Annotated in this window: 13 protein-coding genes; 3 read left to right on the plus strand and 10 right to left on the minus strand. The window is 71.4% G+C overall.

Features of this window, described 5'->3' with window-relative positions; all coding sequences use genetic code 11:
- Positions 1-38: 38 nt before the first annotated feature.
- Positions 39-869, minus strand: a complete 831-nt coding sequence (locus tag EZM51_RS10435) for an HAD-IIB family hydrolase (protein ID WP_248305586.1) — start codon at positions 867-869, stop codon at positions 39-41.
- Positions 866-2,134 (minus strand): serine--tRNA ligase, encoded by a 1,269-nt coding sequence (gene serS, locus EZM51_RS10440; protein ID WP_136708193.1) that lies wholly within the window; start codon positions 2,132-2,134, stop codon positions 866-868. The genes EZM51_RS10435 and serS overlap by 4 nt, the downstream gene beginning before the upstream one ends.
- 83 nt (positions 2,135-2,217) lie before the next feature.
- On the opposite strand from serS, the gene EZM51_RS10445 reads away from it, so the two are divergent.
- Positions 2,218-3,228, plus strand: coding sequence for a diacylglycerol kinase family protein (locus EZM51_RS10445; protein WP_136708194.1), 1,011 nt, complete (start codon positions 2,218-2,220; stop codon positions 3,226-3,228).
- Between the two features lie 265 nt (positions 3,229-3,493).
- Here the strand turns inward: EZM51_RS10445 and EZM51_RS10450 are convergent, their stop codons facing one another.
- The 3 genes from EZM51_RS10450 to EZM51_RS10460 form a co-directional block, all read right to left on the minus strand.
- On the minus strand, positions 3,494-4,111 hold the full coding sequence (locus EZM51_RS10450; RefSeq protein WP_136708195.1) for a hypothetical protein: 618 nt from the start codon (positions 4,109-4,111) through the stop codon (positions 3,494-3,496).
- A 32-nt stretch (positions 4,112-4,143) separates the two neighbouring features.
- A complete protein-coding gene (gene pheA / locus EZM51_RS10455; protein WP_136708196.1) occupies positions 4,144-5,100 on the minus strand; it encodes a prephenate dehydratase in 957 nt (318 codons plus the stop codon).
- Positions 5,101-5,169: 69 nt separating this feature from the next.
- A complete protein-coding gene (locus tag EZM51_RS10460) occupies positions 5,170-8,316 on the minus strand; it encodes a DUF11 domain-containing protein (RefSeq protein ID WP_136708197.1) in 3,147 nt (1,048 codons plus the stop codon).
- A gap of 241 nt (positions 8,317-8,557) precedes the next feature.
- Between EZM51_RS10460 and EZM51_RS10465 the strand changes: the two genes are divergently transcribed.
- Together EZM51_RS10465 and pgm are read left to right on the plus strand one after the other, a co-directional pair.
- A complete protein-coding gene (locus EZM51_RS10465) occupies positions 8,558-9,847 on the plus strand; it encodes a DUF445 domain-containing protein (protein ID WP_136708198.1) in 1,290 nt (429 codons plus the stop codon).
- Positions 9,848-10,112: 265 nt separating this feature from the next.
- Complete coding sequence (gene pgm / locus EZM51_RS10470) at positions 10,113-11,747, plus strand: phosphoglucomutase (alpha-D-glucose-1,6-bisphosphate-dependent) (RefSeq protein WP_136708199.1); 1,635 nt, start codon at positions 10,113-10,115, stop codon at positions 11,745-11,747.
- 48 nt (positions 11,748-11,795) lie between these two features.
- On the opposite strand, the gene EZM51_RS10475 is transcribed toward pgm, so the two are convergent.
- The 5 genes from EZM51_RS10475 to EZM51_RS10495 form a co-directional block, all read right to left on the minus strand.
- The gene (locus EZM51_RS10475; RefSeq protein ID WP_136708200.1) at positions 11,796-13,091 is read right to left on the minus strand and encodes a glycosyltransferase; all 1,296 of its coding nucleotides are present in this window, start codon (positions 13,089-13,091) and stop codon (positions 11,796-11,798) included.
- Positions 13,088-15,244 (minus strand): glycosyltransferase, encoded by a 2,157-nt coding sequence (locus tag EZM51_RS10480; RefSeq protein ID WP_136708201.1) that lies wholly within the window; start codon positions 15,242-15,244, stop codon positions 13,088-13,090. Before EZM51_RS10480 ends, EZM51_RS10475 begins: the two co-directional genes overlap by 4 nt.
- A gap of 195 nt (positions 15,245-15,439) precedes the next feature.
- Positions 15,440-16,483 (minus strand): amidase domain-containing protein, encoded by a 1,044-nt coding sequence (locus EZM51_RS10485; protein WP_136708202.1) that lies wholly within the window; start codon positions 16,481-16,483, stop codon positions 15,440-15,442.
- A gap of 367 nt (positions 16,484-16,850) precedes the next feature.
- The gene (locus EZM51_RS10490) at positions 16,851-18,179 is read right to left on the minus strand and encodes an MFS transporter (protein WP_248305587.1); all 1,329 of its coding nucleotides are present in this window, start codon (positions 18,177-18,179) and stop codon (positions 16,851-16,853) included.
- 4 nt (positions 18,180-18,183) lie between these two features.
- Positions 18,184-18,990 carry a M15 family metallopeptidase gene (locus EZM51_RS10495; protein WP_248305588.1) on the minus strand — a complete coding sequence of 269 codons (807 nt, stop codon included), beginning with the start codon at positions 18,988-18,990 and terminating at the stop codon, positions 18,184-18,186.
- Positions 18,991-19,028 lie beyond the last annotated feature (38 nt).

Here is a 19,028-nt window from a genome sequence, read left to right on the forward strand (position 1 = left end):
ATTCTATCCGGCGCACCTGAGCGACCGCCGGATGCGGGTCAGGGCAGCGAATCGAGCACCGAGGCGAGCCCCGCGTGATGGATGTCGGCGGTGACCTCGTCGGCGGCCGCCCGCACCTCGTCGGGTGCCTGCCCCATGGCGACGGATCGCCCGGCGGCGCCCGCCCACGTGAACATCTCGATGTCGTTGCGGCCGTCGCCGACGGCGATCACCCGATGAAGCGGCAGGTCGAGCCAGCCGCGCACGCGCTCGAGCGCGGTCGCCTTGCTGACCCCGTCGGGAGCGATGTCGAGCCACGCCGTCCAGCCGATGGCGTAGCTGACCTGGTGCAGGCCCATGTCGTCGACGAGTTGCAGGAACTCCTCGAGCTCATGGTCGGGCGAGATCACGACCACGCGGGTCGCGCGCCGGTCGAGGAGCTCCTCGAAGGTGACCTGCCGCGCGTTGTCGAGGTTCCAGTCGCTCATGCCCTCGGTGTAGAAGCGGAAGCCGTCGGGCACCTCGACCATGAACCGTCCGCTCGGCAAGTGGGTGCGGATGCGCTCGAGCACGGCGGTCGGGTCGAACGTCTCGACATGCGCCTGCGTGTACCCATCGGATGACGCGTCGTCGCGCTGCATCGTGATGGCGCCGTTGGCGCACACGACATATTCGGGAGCGAGGCCGAGCCGCTCGAGCACCGGTCCGGTGGTGGCCCACGAGCGCCCGGTCGCGAGCGTCACCTCGTGACCACGCGCCACCGCGGAGGTGACCGCCTCGGCCACGCGCTCGTCGATCGTCTCGTCCTCGTGCATGATCGTGCCGTCGACGTCGAGGGCGACCAGCCAGGGCTCGGCCGCGGCGTGGGCCTGCGGCATCCGCTCGCTCACCGTGCGACGGGCTCCAGCAGCTCGAGGCCGCCGAGGTAGCCGCGCAGCGCCTCGGGCACGACGACCGTGCCGTCGGCCTGCTGGTGCGTCTCGAGGATCGCGACGATCCAGCGCGTCGTCGCGAGTGTGCCGTTGAGCGTGGCGACGGGCGCGGTCTTGCCGCCGTCCGTGCGGTGCCGGATGTCGAGGCGGCGCGACTGGAAGGTCGTGCAGTTCGAGGTGGAGGTGAGCTCCCGATACCGCTCCTGCGTGGGCACCCAGGCCTCGACGTCGTACTTGCGCGCGGCGCTGGAGCCCAGGTCGCCCGCCGCGGTGTCGATGACGCGGTACGCGAGGCCGAGGCTCTGCAGCATCTCCTCCTGCCATGCCAGGAGCCGCTCGTGCTCCGCCTCGGCATCGGCGGGATCGACGTAGCTGAACATCTCGAGCTTGTTGAACTGGTGCACCCGGATGATGCCGCGGGTGTCCTTGCCGCCGCTGCCCGCCTCGCGCCGATAGCACGTCGACCAGCCCGCGTACCGGATCGGGCCGTTCGACAGGTCAAGGATCTCGTCGGCGTGGTACCCGGCGAGCGCGACCTCGCTCGTGCCGGTGAGGTAGAGCTCGTCGTCGGGCAGGTAGTAGATCTCGTCGGAGTGCGCCCCGAGGAACCCGGTGCCCTGCATGATCTCGGGCCGCACGAGCGTCGGCGTGATGAGCGGCGTGAATCCGGCCGCGAGCGCGCGGTCGAGGCCCATCGTCATGAGCGCCAGTTCGAGACGCGCCCCGATGCCCTTGAGGTAGTGGAAGCGCGCACCCGAGACCTTCGCGCCGCGCTGCATGTCGATGGCGTCGAGGAGCTCGCCGATCTCGAGGTGATCGCGGGGCTCGAACCCGAACGCCGGGATGTCGCCGACCTCCTTGAGCACGTTGTAGTCGTCTTCGCCGCCTCCGGGCACGCCGTCGATGACGACGTTGCCGATGCGCTGCACGACCTCGATGAACTCGGAATCCGCGTCGCTCGCGGCCTGGTTCGCGGCCTTGACGCGAGCGGCGAGCTCCTGCGCCTGCGACACGAGGGCGGCCTTCGCCTCCTTCGGCGCCTGCGCGACCTGCTTGCTGAACGCGTTCTGCTCGGCACGCAAGGACTCGAACACGGCGATCGCGGTGCGGCGCGCGGCATCCGCTTCGACGGCCGCGTCGACGAGCGCTGTGGACTCGCCGCGCAGCTCCTGCGAACGCTTGATCAGCTGGGGGTTCTCGCGGAGCAGCACAGGGTCGATCACCCGAGCAAGTCTAGTCGCGGCATCCGTGGCGTCCGCGTGCCCGAACGGGCCGTCTCGCAGGCGAATGCAATACCGTTGGCTTCGTGGCGGCGGGTGCGAACGACCAGGTGACGGATGCCGCGGCGGCACGTCCGAGGGCTGCGGTCATCTACAACCCGACGAAGAGCGGGCTCGACGAGTTGCGTGATGCCGTGGCCCGCGCCGAGCGCCTGCAGGAGTTCGCGCCGTCGCTGTGGCTGGAGACCGCCGTCGACGACCCCGGCAAGGGCATGGCGCAGGAGGCGCTCGCGGCCGGCGTCGATCTCGTCATCGCCGTCGGCGGCGACGGCACGGTGCGAGCGGTCGCGGCCGCCCTTCGCGACACGGGCATGCCGCTCGGGCTCGTGCCGCTCGGCACGGGCAACCTGTTCGCGCGCAACCTCGGCATCCCCGTGAACGACCAGTTCGACGCGGTCGTGCTCGCGTTCTCGGGGCTCGACCGCGCCGTCGACGTGCTCGTGGCCCACCTGACCCGCCCCGACGGGAGCACCGAATCGCACGTGTCACTCGTGATGAGCGGCATCGGCATCGACGCGACCATGATCGCGACCACCAACCCCGAACTGAAGCGACGCGTCGGCTGGCTCGCCTACGTCGACGCCGGGCTGCGCGCGATCCCCGCGTCGAAGCCGTTCCGCGCCGTGCACCGCATGGACGGAGGGCGCCCCCACCGGTCGCGCCTCTCGAGCATGCTCATCGCCAACCTCGGGTACCTGCCCGGCAACCTCGAGCTCATCCCCGACGCCGAGCTCGACGACGGGCACCTCGACGTCGTGCGGCTGCAGCCGCGCAACGCCTGGGGCTGGCTGCTCATCTGGCGCAAGGTCGCGTGGGAGAACCGGGTGCTCGCCAAGACGGCGCTCGGTCGCCAGCTCATCGACCTCACGGGCGGCAACCGTCGGCGGGAGATCGTCTACTCGCGCGGCCGGTCGGTCGACGTCTCGATCGAGGGAGAACCCCAGGAGGTCGAGATCGACGGCGAGGAGTTCGGCGTCGTGACGGCGGCGCGCTTCGTCGTCGCCCCCGCCGCGCTCATCGTTCGCGTCGAACGGTAGCGGCCCGGGCCCGGTCGGCTCGATGCCGCCGCGACGATGATGAAGCCCAGCGTCGCCGAGACGGCCAGCATCGTCGCGGGTTCCGCGATGTACTGGGCGACCTGGAAGAACCGCTGCTCCCAGAGCTGCTCCTCGGTGGGCTCGCCCTGCCACGAGGTGCCCTGGAAGTCGACCATGAAGCCGAGCGCCCAGGTCGCCGCGAACACCGACACCACCACCGCGGCCGCGAGCACGAGGGCGGCAGGATTGCGAAGCAGCTTCCGCGTCACGACGGATTCTCGTGGCGGCGAGCGTGGCGCACGCCCGTCCAGACGAGCATGGCGACGATGGCGAGCAGTCCGGCCTCGATGAGCGACGGCGCGACCATCCAGCCGAACGCCTGCAACCAGCGATCCGACTCATCGACGGGGCCGGAGTAGTAGTTCTGGTTCGCGATCGACGTCCACCACAGCGCGACGCCGACGACCGTCGCGACCACCGCGACGCCCCAGCCTGCGATGAACCACGGCGCGATGCTCCGCGACTCCTCGACGCTCGACGGCCCGAAGATGTCCGTGAGCACCGGCTCGTCCTCGGGAATGGCCGAGCGGGCATCGGTGCCGGCGGATGCTGCGCCACCCGGTGGCCGCTCCCCCACGACGGCCGGGTGAGCCGGCGGACCGACCGATCGCCCAGCGGCGCCGCCGACCGGGGCGTCGCCCGGAATGGGCGGGACCTCGGATGTCGCGGGCGGCCGCATCGGCGCGGCGGCATCGTGCCCGGTCGTGGGCGCCGACGGAGCCCCCGGCGTCTCGGCGGCCCCCGCCGCGGCATCCGGAACATAGCCACGCTGGAAGCGCGGGTCGAATCGCGGATCGATCCGCGGCGCCTTCCCCTCGCTCACGCGTCCCCCTCTCGGATCCACCGGCGGACGCCTCAGTCGGGCTCGCCGCTCAGGAGCCCGCGCAGCCAGTCGCGGGCCTCGATGAAGATCTCGTCGTCGTACCTCGAGTGATACGACACCTCGCGCCGGTCGGCCCGCGGATAGGAGCCGAGGAAGATCACGTTCGGGCTCGTGCGGCGAAGGCCGAGCAGGGCGTCGGCGACGCGCTCGTCGGCGATGTGGCCGTCGAGGTCGACGACGAAGCGGTAGCGGCCGAGTGCGTCGCCGATGGGTCGCGACTCGAGCAGCGACAGGTTCACTCCGCGGGTCGAGAACTGCTCGAGCATCGCGAGCAGCGCGCCGGGTTCGTCGGTGGGCAGCTCGACGATGAGGCTCGTCTTGTCGGCTCCCGTCCGCTCGGCGAGCACCCGCGAACGCGACACGAGCACGAACCGGGTCACCGCGTTGGGGTTGTCGCCGATGTCGCGGGCCAGCACGTCGACGTCGAGATGCTCGGTGATGCCGGGGGGCGCGACCGCGGCATCCGCATTGCTGTCGGGCTCGAAGAGCGAGGACGCGGCCTGCACGTTGCTCGACGACGGGATGTGCCCGTGATCGGGGAGCTCTCGCTCGAGCCAGCCGCGGGACTGCGCGTAGGCCACGGGGTGCGCGTTGACGATGCGCACGTCGGCGAGCTTCGTGCCGGGTCGGGCGACGAGCACGAAGTTCACGGGAACGAGGTACTCGCCCACGATGCGCAGTCCGGGCACCGTCGCGAGGGCGTCCTGGGTGGCCGAGACGCCGCCCTCGATCGAGTTCTCGATCGCGATCATGGCGGCGATCGAGCGACCGCTCGTGACATCCGCCAGCGCCTCGCCGACGTTGTTCACCGACCGCCAGTGCTTGCCCGCGGCCTCGGGCACCTGTTTGAGCGCCGCCTCGGTGAAGGTGCCGGCCGGTCCCAGGAACGAGTAGGTGTCCTCGGGGGGCGTGGGCGGGGCATCCGTCATGCAGCCAGCCTACGGCGCGGGCCGGCCGTGTCACCCCTCACCGGCCGGCCCGAGTGCCGCGCGGTGCCGTCAGGACACCACGCGCACCGCGTCGCAGCCGAGCCCCCGGTACGTGGCGCCGCCCGCGGCCCGGAACGACACCTTGAGGCACGCCTCCGTGGTGGCCGAGGTGATGCCGCTGTCACTCGGCTTGAAGTGCATCACGCCATCGAGATCGCGATCGCGGGTGCGGTCGTCGGGCTCGTACGAGCGCTCGCGGTGCACCGCGGAGTGGATCTCGGGCGCCCCGCTCACCGTCGCCGTGTTGAAGACCGCGTCGCGCAGGCCCCACCGGGCGCTCGACGGGTCGATCGTCGTGGCGTCGAACGCGATCGGCAGCCCGTACTCCCCCGACTTCGTCGTGAGGGCCGCGAGCGTGGCATCGGTGTTGAGGTTGATCGAGTTCGGCCAGCCGCCCGGGCGCACGTTGATCGCGATCGGCACCACGCAGTCGACCGTCAGCTGGACGGAGTCCTGGTTGTTCGCCGGAACCGGGTCGACGGCGTCGGTCGCGGTGAGCACGATCGTCGCGGACACCGAGATCGACTGGTAGCCGGGAGCGGTGCACGTCACGTCGAACGCCGCCGGCGTCGCCGTCTGCCCGGCGCCGATGGCGAGCGCGGTCACGCCGGCACTCGCCGCGGTCGGCGAGATCAGCAGTCCGCCGTCGCCCGAGACGGAGACGTCGACACGCGCGTCGACCGGGCTCGTGGGGCCAGCGTTCGCGACATCCACCGCCACCGCGGCCTGCCCGGTCTGCCCGACGAGGATCTCGAGCGGCGCGGCCGCCCGAACGTCGGTGACCGAGACGTCGGCCTTCGTGATGACCTTCGTGGTCGTCGATGCGGTGTCGTTCGCCGCGTTCGGGTCGGGACCGGCCAGGTTGTCGACCGACGCCGTCGTCGTCACCGCGCGCGTCGCGTCGGGGTAGAGGAATCCGGCCGGGACGCCGAGCACCACCTGGAACGACCGCGATGCCGTCGCGGCGATGCTGCCGAGGTTGCAGCGAACCGTGCTCGCGGACGTGACGCAGGTCACGCTCGTGCTCACGACATCGAGGCCGCTCGGCACGGTCACGGTGACCTCCGTCGAATTCGCCGGGTTGGGTCCGGTGTTCGTCGCCGTGGCGGTCACGGTGAACTGCTCGCCTGCGCCGACCGGGTCGGGGCCGTCGGCGAGCGACACGCTCACGTCGGCCGTGTTCAGTTGGGCGATCATGACGTCGCGATCGGCGATCGTCGGCAGGATCTCGTCGGCCGGGTTCAGGGCGCCGTCGCTCGAGTCGCCGAACTGACGGAACGGGATCGAGATCGCGTTCCAGTCGTGGAAGCCGTTCAGCGTGTCGGTGGTCGACGTGTTCGACGCGCACGCGGCGGGCTGCTGGGGTGCCGGAGCCGGCGGAGCCGGGGTCGGACCGGGCGGGCTCGAGCCGTTGATGTTGGTCGGGGCCTCGATCGTGCCGGGCGCCGAGATCGCGGTGTTCCCGCTCCAGTCGACGCCGCCCGTCAGCGGCCCGCTGCGCCGGGCACCCGTGCCGTCCTTGAACACGATGAGGTTCCGGTTGTCGGCCGAGTCGAGCACGACGTTCTCATCGAGCGCGTTCTCGACGAGCTGCGACAGCGGCGCGGCGCCGTGCGGGTCGCCGTCGAGGTCGATGCGCGGCGGCGAGTAGTCGATGATCGCCCCGCCGCCGGCGCGGGCGATGCCGAACTGCTCGTCGTAGTCCATGATGCTCACGTAGTTCGGCTTGCAGTTGCCGTTCTCGTTGCCGCCGTGCCGGAGCCCGAGGGTGTGGCCCAGCTCGTGCATGACGGTGCCGCCGTCGTGGTTGAAGTCGACGAAGTCGTTCCCGCCGATCTCACCCTGTCCGCCGGATCCGCACCCGGTGTCGGGCCCGGCTCCGTCGGTGTCCTGATCGGATTGCGTGCTGATCGCGTAACGGAAGATCCATCTCCGGTCGGGGTCGAAGTTCGCCGTCGGGAACGCGCCGCCGCCGTTCTTGGCGTTGTAGAACACCGCGTCCACGCCGCAGTTGTTCAGGTGCTGCGGCAGCAGGTTGCCGCCGCCGAGGTCGTCGCCGACGAGGCAGGTCGGGTCGCCGGCATCCGCGTTCGTGCAGTTCGCGGGTCCGGGATCCTCGGTACTGGTCTCGAGGTACTCTCCCGAGGTCCCCGCGGCGACGTTGTCGCAGTCGGGGTCGGCGGCGTCGATGCGTCCGTCGCCGCCGTTGTCGATGCCGTCCGAGCAGGTGCCGAGCGGCTGGTTCTTGCGCACCGTCGTGTCGACGAGCGGCCCGGTGTCGACGTGCAACCGCACGCCGGTCACGCCGTCGGGGTTGCCGAGGGGTGCGTCGGCGAATGCGTCGCGCATGGCCTGGATGTCGTCGCGCCGGGGCGCCTGCCCGGTGGAGTAGTCCAGCTCGAGGAACAGGTCGCGGTGTCCGACGGTGGCGCCGAACCCGGGAAGGTCGACGTCGACCGCGCCGTCCGAGTCCGCGTCGAAGCCGTTCCGCTCCCAGCCGTCGAGCAGCCCGTCGCCGTCGGCGTCGCCGGACGCGGAGTCGACGCTCACGTCGAAGCACGCCTTCACCGCCTCGCCGCCGTCGCCCGTGACGCAGTTCGCCGGCCACGCGACATCCCCCGACCAACGACCGTTGCCCATGTCGATGGTGAGCTCGACGGTCTCGCCCGCGCCGGGCTTGACGTCGAGCTGGTCGTCATCGGACTCGAAGACGCCCGTGTCGGTGCAGAACGCCGTGTCGCAGTCGTCGTGGTCCCAGATCGAGAGCGTCACCTTCGCGGTCGGCACGCCGTTGACGGTGTAGACGTCCACGAGGCCGGTGATCGGCCAGAACGGCGTGATGTTCGGCTCATCGTCGACATGCGTCTCGAAGCTCGGCGTCGCCGTTCGGAAGGCCGAGACGGTGCCGGTGCCGAACTCCACGCCGGCGTAGAGGTCGGCGTCGCTGCGGCCGGTGCCGTCGAGGTCGTCGCCGACCCCGTCGACGCTCATGATGGTGACGGTGAGCGGGGTGGTGGGCGCGGCGACCGCGGGCGGGCCGCCGACCAGCGTGCCGGCGATGATGAGTCCGCCACCGGCGAGGACCGAGACGAGAGCGCGGCGCGAGGGCGTCCGACGGCGGCCGGCCTTCGACGGGGTATCGGCGAATTCGGGCATGAGAACCTCCGGGACTCGGGCGCGGATACGCGCTGACCGGTGAGGCGTTCTTCGTCCCGCCGCGGGCGGGCCCCGGGATCGACGTGGGACTCAGCGCGAAAGCTACGCCCTCCGCGAGGCATCCGCGACCCACCTTCGGGGGTGAGATCCTCACGGGAACCGGCGAACGATGCGACCGCGCCGTCCAGATCGGAGCGTTCTCCGGCCGGTCGGGCAGAATCGCATCCGAGGGGGTGCGTCGATGAGCGGGAGGTCGGATGCCACGACGCGACGCCGGACGCTGCCGACCGACGCCGAACGGCTCGCGGGGCTGCAACGGATGAAGCGCGTCGCGGTCGGCCTGCTGCTCGCCGTCGCCGTCGTGTTCGCGGTGTCGTTCACGCTGCAGAACGAGATCCCCTGGCTCGGGTACGTGCGCGCCGCATCGGAGGGCGCCATGGTCGGCGCGATCGCCGACTGGTTCGCGGTGACCGCGCTGTTCCGGCATCCGCTCGGCATTCCCATCCCGCACACCGCGATCATCCCGAGGCGCAAGGACGAGATCGGTGCGACCCTCGGCGCGTTCGTCGAGAACGAGTTCCTCTCCGACGACGTGGTGCTCGGCAAGCTCCGCTCGATGCAGATCGGCCGACGACTCGGCGAGTGGCTCGCGACGCCCCGGCACGCCGAGCGGCTCACGGCCGAGGCGGCGGCGGCCGGGCGCGGCATCCTGGAGTTGCTCGGCGACGACGACGTCGAGGACGTCATCGACAAGCTCGCGCGACGCCATCTCTTCGAGCCCGAGTGGTCGCCGGCGATCGGTCGCATCGGCACGCGCCTGGTGGCCGCCGGGCAGCATCGCGCCGCGATCGACGTGGTGCTCGAGAAGGCCGACGGATGGCTCGCCGCGCACCCCGAGGCGTTCGGCAGCATGGTCTCCGAACGGCTGCCGAAGTGGGTGCCGTCCTTCGTGGGCGGGCTCGTCGACGACCGCGCCTACCGCGAGGTGCTCGCGTTCGTGCGGTCGGTGCGCGGGGATCCGGAGCATCCGCTGCGCGAGGCCGTCGACGGGTGGCTCGCCGAGTTCACCGACGACCTGCAGCACGACCCCGCGATGATCGCCCGCGTCGAGCAGTTGAAGGCCGACCTGCTCGAGAGCCCGCGCGTGCGCGAGTTCGCGGGCGAGGCGTGGGCGAGCATCAAGGCGACGCTCGAGACCGCGCTCGCCGACCCCGGGAGCGATCTGCGCGCCGGCCTGCGGCAGGCGCTCATCGAGGTCGGCACGCGACTCACGACCGACGACGAGCTCGCCGCCAAGGTCGACGAGTGGGTGACGGATGCCGCGGAGTACCTCGTGCGGAGCTACCGCCACGAGATCGCCGGGGTGATCACCGAGACCGTCGAGCGCTGGGATCCCCGCGAGACCACCGAGAAGCTCGAGCTGCAGGTGGGGCGGGACCTGCAGTTCATCCGCATCAACGGCACCGTCGTCGGCGCGCTCGCGGGCCTCGTGATCTACACCGTGGCCTCCGGGCTGCACGCCCTCGTCTGACCACCGTACGGAATTCAGGAGCGCGGTTGTGCAGAATTCAGGAGCGCGGTTGTGCAGAATTCAGGTAGGCACGGGGAGTCGACACCGTCTCCCGCTCCGATTTCCCTCGTGACCGCGTGAGGTGGGTCGAGCGTTCCTGAATTCTGGATTGGGGTTTCATCGATCTGAGCGCCCCGTTCCTGAATTGCGAACACGGGGTTCCGTGAGTGACGCGCACCTTCCTGAATTGTGGAAGCCAGGTCGCGGGCGGGGCAGACTGGAGCACATGCACGAGCGAGCGGGAACCCCGGCGACCGAGTCCGACCTCATCGACGTGGAGGCCCTCGTCAGGGCCTACTACGAACGGAAACCGGATGCCTCGGTGCCCGGGCAGCGGGTCGTGTTCGGCACCTCGGGCCACCGCGGTTCGTCGTTCACGACGAGCTTCAACGAGGACCACATCCTCGCCGTCACCCAGGCCGTCGTCGACTACCGCACGGCGCAGGGCATCACCGGTCCGCTCTTCATCGGCGCCGACACGCACGGCCTCAGCGCGCCCGCGCTCACGACGGCGCTCGACGTGCTCGTCGGCAACGGCGTACGCGCGCTCGCCGACGAGTTCGACGACTTCGTGCCGACGCCGGCCCTGAGCCACGCCATCCTGAAGTGGAACAACGACCCGGCGAAACGAGCCGAGGGCGAGGCCGACGGCATCATCATCACGCCGAGCCACAACCCGCCGCAGGACGGCGGCATCAAGTACAACCCGCCGCACGGGGGCCCTGCCGACTCGGATGCCACGAGCTGGATCGCGAACCGGGCGAACGAGCTCATCGCCGGCGGCCTGCGCGAGGTGAACCAGGCCGAGCCGAGCGGCGTCGAGACCTACGACTTCCGCGGCGAGTACGTGGCCGACCTCGAGAACATCATCGACTTCGACGCGATCCGCCGCGCGAAGATCCGCATCGGCGCGGACCCCCTCGGCGGGGCATCCGTGCACTACTGGGACGCGATCCGCGACCGCTACGACCTCGACCTCACGGTCGTGAACGAGATGGTCGATCCCACCTGGTCGTTCATGACGCTCGACTGGGACGGGAAGATCCGCATGGATCCGTCGAGCCCGCACGCGATGGCGTCGGTGCTCGCGCACGCCGACGACTACGACATCCTCACCGGCAACGACGCCGACGCCGACCGGCACGGCATCGTCACGCCCGACGGCGGGCTCATGAACCCGAACCACTACCTCGCGGTGGCGATCGAGTACCTCTTCGGCCATCGCAGCGGATGGCGGAAGGATGCCGCGGTGGGCAAGACGCTCGTCTCGAGCTCGATGATCGACCGCGTCGCCGACCACCTGCGCCGCCGGCTCTGGGAGGTGCCGGTCGGATTCAAGTGGTTCGTCCCCGGGCTCCTCGACGGCTCGGTCGGATTCGGCGGCGAGGAGAGCGCGGGCGCCTCGTTCCTGCGGTTCGACGGCACCGTGTGGACGACCGACAAGGACGGCATCCTGTTGTGCCTGCTCGCGTCCGAGATCCGCGCGGTCACTGGCAAGTCGCCGTCGGAGCTGTACCGCGAGCTCGTCGAGCGATTCGGCGACCCGGCCTACGAGCGAACGGATGCCGCGGCCACCCCCGCGCAGAAGGCGGCGCTCGGCAGGCTCACCGCCGACTCGATTGCGGCGACCGAGCTCGCGGGCGAGCCGATCACCGCGAAGCTCTCGCACGCGCCCGGCAATGACGCGGCGATCGGCGGAGTGAAGGTGGCGACGGCCGACGCGTGGTTCGCGGCGCGCCCGAGCGGCACCGAGGACGTGTACAAGATCTACGCGGAGTCGTTCAAGGGGCCCGAGCACTTGGCGAAGGTGCAGGCGGAGGCGAAGGTCGTCGTGGGCGAGGCACTCGGCGCCGCGGGTTGAGGAACGAGCGCAGCAGCGTCTCGCCCACGAGACGCTCGTCGCGGAGGGTCAGGCCCTGAGGGCGGCGAACGCCCGCTCCGGACCCGGTCTCGCCGCCTGACGAGCTGCCATGGCATCCAGCCCGGCCCTCGTCTCGGCGTCGAGCCCGAGCACCTGCCCGATGGCGCGCGCGAGATCGTCGGCGGATGCCGCATTCGGATCGAGGGCGACCCCGAAGCCGCTCCGCTCGACGGCGGCGGCACCGGCGAACTGGTCGGTCGAGAACGGCAGGACCACGAGCGGCACTCCCGACCCGAGCGCCTCGGTCACGGAGTTGTTGCCGCCGTGCGTCACGGCGGCGGCGGCCTCACCGAGCAGTCGCACCTGCGGCAGGTAGTCGCGCACCAGCGAGTCGGCGGGAAGCTCGCCCAGCTCCGCGGCATCCGTCGACCCCGTCGCGATCGCCGCACGCACGTCGAGCGCGCGGAGCGCGTCGGCCACTCGCCGGAGCACATCGCCGCGCACCGAGAGGAAACTGCCGAAGCTCACGTAGACGAACGAGCCGGACGCCGACAGCCAGTCCTCGACCTCGGTGTCGACGGGCTCGGTGCGTCGCATCGAGCCGAGGAAGCGGTGCGGCGGCAGGATGGCACGGCGCCCGTCATCGGCGAGGTCCTCGGGGTAGTTGTAGAGCACGATGGGGCCGTGCTCGGCGAACGCATCGCGGCTCGGCAGGGCGTCGGACCGGAGCTCCCGGGCGGCTCGATTCCACTCGTCGGTGAAGCGAGCCGACACCCGCTCGCACAGCCCGCGGAGCTCCTCGAGCTCGTCATCGCGCGGGTGGAACGCCTGCGGCCACGCCGGCGGAAACCCGTACACCTCGCTGCCGACGGGGAGCGCCGACGGGTGTCCGAGCACGACGTCGCCGTACGGGATCCCGGCGGTGGTGAGGCCCAGGCGCGCGCTGAAGGCGAGGTGGTCCACGACGATCTCGTCGGGCGACACATCGTCGACGACGCGCCGCGTCGCGCGCGCGGCCTCCACGGGCCGCCACATGAGGTCGGTGAGCCGCTCCTCGGCTTGGTACTTCAGCGTCGGCACGGCGCCGCGGCGGGTCGCCTCGAAGAACCCCAGGAGCGAATCGCGTTCGTCGACCTGCTGCTGCTCCGCACTGGTGACCCCCGGGTTCGATCCCCGACCGAGTCGAAGGTCGCGGCGCTCGAAGCCGAAGCGGGCGACGAGATCGGCCGTCGCCGGTCCACTGGCGACGACGACGCGCTCACCCCGCTCTCGCCATGCCGTCGCCAGGGTCGCGAGCGGCAGCAGATGCGAGGCGTAGTCGGGGCTGACGACGAGCAGGGTCATCGGACGACGTCGACCCGCTCGAGCAGGGCGGCTTCATCGAGCGCCACTCCGCGGTACACCTCGCCGAGGGCGGCCGACATCCGTTGGATCGTGAATCGATCGCGCACCATCGCCCGTGACCGTTCGACTCGGGCGTCATCGGGCTCGGACTCGACGGCCGACACCGCCGCGTCGAGCGCTTCATGGAGCCGGGCGACATCCCACGTCGCCGTGAGCAGCCCGGTCGCACCGTGCTCGACGTACGTGGCGGGTCCGCCGCCGTCGGGGGCGACGACGAAGAGCCCGGTCGCCATCGCCTCGACGAGCGCGATCCCGAACTCCTCCTTGATGCTGGCGCACGCGTAGACGCCGCCCGGTGCGGTGAGACCGGGCATCCCGAATCGCGCCGCGGCGACCCAGCGCGCGGCGATGTCGTTGGCCCGATGCCCTGGCAGCAGGAGTCCCGCGCGCGCCCGCTCGGCCGCGGGCACGATGGCCTCGATGAGGTCGAGCTGCTCACGCTCGTCGAGTGACGGCCGGTCGAGGTCGCCTCCGATCACGAGCAGGTTGGCGCGTCGGGCGAGCGGGTCGCGGGACCACGCCTCGACCAGGGCCGCCATGCCCTTCACGCGGTGCAGTCGCCCGACGCTCACGATGAGGGGCAGCCCACGACGATCGGGCGCGAGCGATTCGACCAGGCCGCGCAGCTCGCGCAGCGCCGGTCGGGGCTCGGCGCCACGCGCGTGCGCCGAGGCCTCAGCGAGCGCCGCATCGATGGTGTCGAGGTCGACGCCCTCGGGCACGATCGTGTGGCGCTCGGCATGCACGGTGAGGTCGATGCCGACGAGGCGCTGCATGTCCTCCTCGAGGCGCGGTCTCGGGAAGAACACCGTGTGCGCGGAGTTCGCCGCGAGGTTCTGCACGAGACGCGTGCGGAACCAGAAGTGCTCGGCGAGGTCGATCCGGCCGAACGACTCCCGCGTCATGGCACCCGACCGATCCAGCGAGTCGATGACCGCGTGCGGATCGGGGGCGACCGTGAAGACGACCGGGATCCCGAGCTCCCGCGCGACATCCGCCGCCGCCAGGCTGCCGACATCGGCCATCCGCAGGTGCAGCACGTCGACGCGTCCGGCTGCACGGAGGATCCGTCGGATGCCGCGGCGGATCACCACCCGCAGCGGCCACGCCGCGGTCGACGGCACGGGATCGCGGAGGAGCGGGATGCGCCCGTAGACGTGCCCGTGCTCGGCATCGCGGATCGCGGGAAGGTCGGCGGCGGCATCGAGCGCCGACCCGCGCGACAGGGTGATGACGCGTTGCCCGCCGCTCGTTCCGTCACGCGCGAGCGCATCCCCCAGTCGCACGAGAAGCGTCGCGATGCCGCCGTTGTCACCCGACCCCGCGGAACTGAGCAGCGGATCGATGTCGGCGTGCAGGAAGAGCTGGGCGATCGTGAGCCCGTGTGCCCGGTCGGGCTCGGGCCCGCGCGGAGCGGCGAGGTCGACGAGGGCGAGACGTGCGACGTCGCCGAGGGGGTCGTGACCGGCGGACGCATCCTCGAGCAGGTCGACGACCCGCTCGTCGGGTGGGCGCTGCCCGATCGCCGACATCGCGGCGATCCGAACGACCTCGGCTTCGGCGGCATCTGCGGCCAGCCGCAGCAGCGGTGCAGCTGCGACGGAGTGCCGTACGAGCCCGAGGGTCTCGACGAGTCGTGCCCGCGCTTCGGGTGCGGCGACGCCGAGGAGCGCCCCCTCGACGCCGACGACCAGTTGCTCGGCCGTCGCCGCCGACCACCGCTCGAGGGTGTGCTGCGCCAGCATGCCGGTGAATCCCCCGTCGACCACCATGCCGAGGAGTGCGCCCATCGCGTCGGCGCGCGGAAGGCCCGAGCCGAGCGCCCAGGCCGCGTGTTCGCGCAGGAAGGCACGCTCGTCCGACAGCAGGCCGACGAGCATCCGGCCGGCTTCGCGGTCGAACATCTCGGCGAGCGCGTGGGTCGCGGCGATCGCGGCGATCTCGTCGTCGCCGCGGAGTGCCTGAGCGAGCACCCGGAGCGTGCGGACCCCTGGGTCGCGACCGGTCTCGAAGGCCAGGTCGTCGGCGAGTCGCATGGCGTCGACGATGGACGGTGCTGCCAGGACGGCGTCGAGTGCGGTCTGGACTCCCACGCTGCCTCCCCTCGGTGGTGCCACGACTCCACCGCCGGAGCGGTGAAGGTGCTGTGGATGATACTTGGGCAGATCGGGGATTCCATCCACGCCTTGACAGTGGGCGCAAGGACGGGTTCATGCGCGTCGTCGTGATCGGAGACATCGGCGTCTCGAACGCGCCGGCGGAGACCGCCGCACGAGAGGTGGTCCGTCTCAGCGGATCGAGAAGTAGGTGACCGAGCCTCCGCCCGTCGCGAGGGCCGTGTCGACGTCCCAGTAGTCCGCGTCCTTGGTGTGGCCGCCGACCCAGACCTTCGTGCCCGTGGCCGAGCGCTCCACGCGCGTCACGACGGCCGTGTGGTCGCGGTCGCCCGACGAGTCCCAGTCGAACTGCGCGATGTCGCCGACCTTGACGAGATCGCGCTGCGCGTCGCTCAGCTCGGTGGCGCGGTCGGGTCGCGTGTACAGGTAGTCGCGCAGGGCGGTCGAACTCGACCAGCTCGGCGACATCGCCCCGGTGCCGCCATCGAGGTACCAGCCGCCGTCCATCGTCCAGCCGCGGGCGATGAGCGACTGGCTCGCGAAGTTCGCGCAGTCGTACCCGGAGATGACCGGGTACACCGCCGAGTTGTAGCTGCTCCAGTACGTGAGGACGTAGCCGACCTGGGCGTCGATGTGCGGGTCGCTCGTGTAGGTGAGCGCGAGCGTGCGCGGCTCCGCCGGGACCTCGGGCTCCGCAGCGCCGGTGAGCTCGCCCTCGAGCGGCTGCACCACCGACGTGCCCGCGGCGACCACGCCGGTCGGCACCTCCACCTCGACCGGCCGGCCCGCGGCATCCGCGAACTGCACCTCGACGGACGTGCCGAGCGCCGTGTCGGCCACCGACGGGACCGCGAACGTCAGCTGCTCGACCTCGGCCGCGACGATCGTCGCCGGAGCGCCCCCGACCACGACCGACGCCACCTCGTCGAGCTGCTCACCGGTGACGGTGACCTGGGTGCCGCCCGTGAAGGGCGCCGCGGCGACCGAGAGATCGCTCGTCACGGTGGGGCCCTCGTCGACCGCGACCTCGGCTGCGGCGATCGTGTCGCCCGCTGGCGCACTCGACGCGCCGGGCGAGTCGGTTGCGGCGGCCATCGCGCTGCGGTCGTCGTCGGCGGATGCCGCGACCGCGCCGAACGCGCTCACGCCCATGATGGCGGACGCCCAGCCGAGGGCGACGGCCCGACGTACGCCGCCGGCGCGCCGGTTGCGCACCCGCTCCGCACGGTGACGGGGTCGACCGGGACGGCCGGCTTCGCGACGATCCGGCCGCTCGGCCGCGGGGTCCGCGGTGGCGGCATCGCCATCGGCGACGTGCGCCCCGTTCGGGTGGAGCGCCGCCTGCGGAAGGAGTTCGGGGCGGGGTTCGGGTATGCGGAAGGTCGAGCGTCGGCGCAGGGGAAGGTCAGGGTATTCGGGGGTATCGGGCACAGTGAGGGGATTCCGTGTCGGCAGAAAGGGGGACACGTCAGCCCATCACGCGTTTTTGTGAGGTTCCCTCTCGAACGCTGGGAGGACCGTGGGAGCGCGTTCAGGCGCTCGTCCGCGATTCGAACGATGGACGCGAGCGGCGGAGCCCCGCTCAGGCAGCGGCGCGTCGGCCGATCATGCTGAGCCGCAGGCCCGCGATCGCCAGTGGCACGAGCACGATGATCGCGACCACGTTGACCCCCGCGAAGCCGCCGATTCCGAGCACGAGCCCCGAGAGTGCCGCGGATGCCGCGGCCGCCACGTTCATCGCGGCATCCGTCGCCCCCTGCAGCGGCACGCGCAGGCGCTCGTCGACCGTGGTCGTGAGCAGGGTCGACCCGCCGATGAGCCCCGCCGACCAGCCGAGAGCGAGCAGTCCGAGGGCCAGCGGCACGAGCAGCACGTCGTCGCCGGGAGCGAGGATGCCGATGGTCGTGGCCGTGAGGAGGATCGCGGCGCCGATGGCGATGACACGCGTCGAGCCGATGCGATCGACGAGCCAGCCCATGAGCGGGCTCGCCCCGTACATGCCGAGGATGTGGATGCTGATGACGATCCCGACCAGCCCGATCGACAGGCCGTGCTGGGTCATGTGGATCGGGGTCATGACCATGACGCCGACCATGACGGTGTGCGAGCACACGATGGCGAGGATCGCGACGAGGGCGGTCGGGTTGCGCACCGCCGTGCGGAGCGCCTGCCATGCGCCGATGCGCGCGGGAGTCGGTGCGGGTTTCGGGACGGCGCTGGGCGCCTCCTCGACCCGCGCCCCTTCGACCCGCGCCCCCTCGGCGCGGTCGTCGGTCTCGAGGTGCCCCGCCCGGGGCGTGCGCAGGAGCGTGCCGACGAGGATTCCCGAGAGCGCGAATGCCGTCGCCGAGAAGAGGAACGGGCCGACGAGCGCGGGCAGTCCGAGCGAACGGCCGAACTCGTCGCCGACCTCGGAGAGCAGGGGGCCGGCCACCGAGCCGATCGTGGTGGCCCAGAGCACGAGCGACATCGATCGGGCCTCGAAGCCCGGCGCGGCGATCTCGGTCGCCGCGAACCGGGCCTGCAGCCCCGCGGCCGCCGCAGCGCCGAACGCCGCGAGCCCGACGAAGACCAGCGGCGCCCAGCCGCTCGTCGCCGCGACGATGACGAGCACGGCACCGGCGAACGCGCACGCATAGCCGGTGGCGAGCGCGATGTTGCGGCCGGCCCGCACGGCCAGGCGCGCGAGGGGCACGGCGGCGAGCGCCGCGCCGAGCACGCTCGCCGACTGCGCGAGTCCGCCCATGGCCGTCACCTCGGTGAGGTCGGCGACGAGGATGGCCGCGAGCGCCATGCCGGATGCCACGCCGACGCCGGCGAGCAGCTGGTTGACGATGAGCACCGTGAGCGAGACCCCGCGACGCGGCATCCGCTCGGTTCGCGGCACGTGCTCGACACTCGGCTGCGTCATCGGCTCAGCCGTACTCGGGCGCGGGCGGGAGTCCGAAGAACTCCTCGAGGGTGGTCACGCCGGTCTCGCGCATCTCGGTGGCGAGGTCGACGCCGACGTAGCGGAAGTGCCACGGCTCGAACGAGTACCCGGTGACCGGGGTCTTGTCGGCCGGGTACCGGAGGATGAAGCCGAACCGCCACGCGTTGTCGCGCAGCCAGATGCCCTCGGGCGTCTCGCCGAAGCACTCCTCGAGCGAGCACTCCCCCGACAGCGGCCCGATGTCGATCGTGAGGCCGGTCTGGTGCTCGCTGAACCCGGGCCGGGCCGTCGTCAGGTCGTCGCCGTCGTAGATGTTCTCCTGGGCGAAGTACGAGCGATACGCGCTGTTCGAGGCGAGCTCGAGGCCGGCCTCGTCGAAGGCGGCCTGGAACATCGCCACCACGGCGTCGGATGCCTCCTGCCGGAGCAACGGCTCGTTCGTGTACTCGACGGGAACGTCGACGAGATCGGCGGGCTCGTAGTCCTGCGGATTGATCGGACGAAGCTTGTTGACCACGACCCAGATGCTCGCGGGGTCGTCGATCGAGTGGGCCGCCCGGTCGAACGTGTCGATCGACGCCGGCGGCGGTTCCACGGCGGGCTCGGGGCGCGGGGTGGGGGTCTCGGAGGCGGCGCCCGCGGTGGGGTCGTCGTCGGGCGCTGCGCCCGCGACCATTCCGACGACGACGGCGCTGACGGCCACGAGCACGAGGCTCAGCGAGATCGCGATCGCGAGGCGACGGTTCTGCCTCACGCGATCGGATGGATCTCGGTACTGGCTCGCGGACACCGTTCGAGTGTACGCCCGACCTCCCCCGCGCCAGCGTG

This window comes from Agromyces sp. H66 (genome assembly GCF_004959775.1).
Lineage (GTDB): Bacteria > Actinomycetota > Actinomycetes > Actinomycetales > Microbacteriaceae > Agromyces.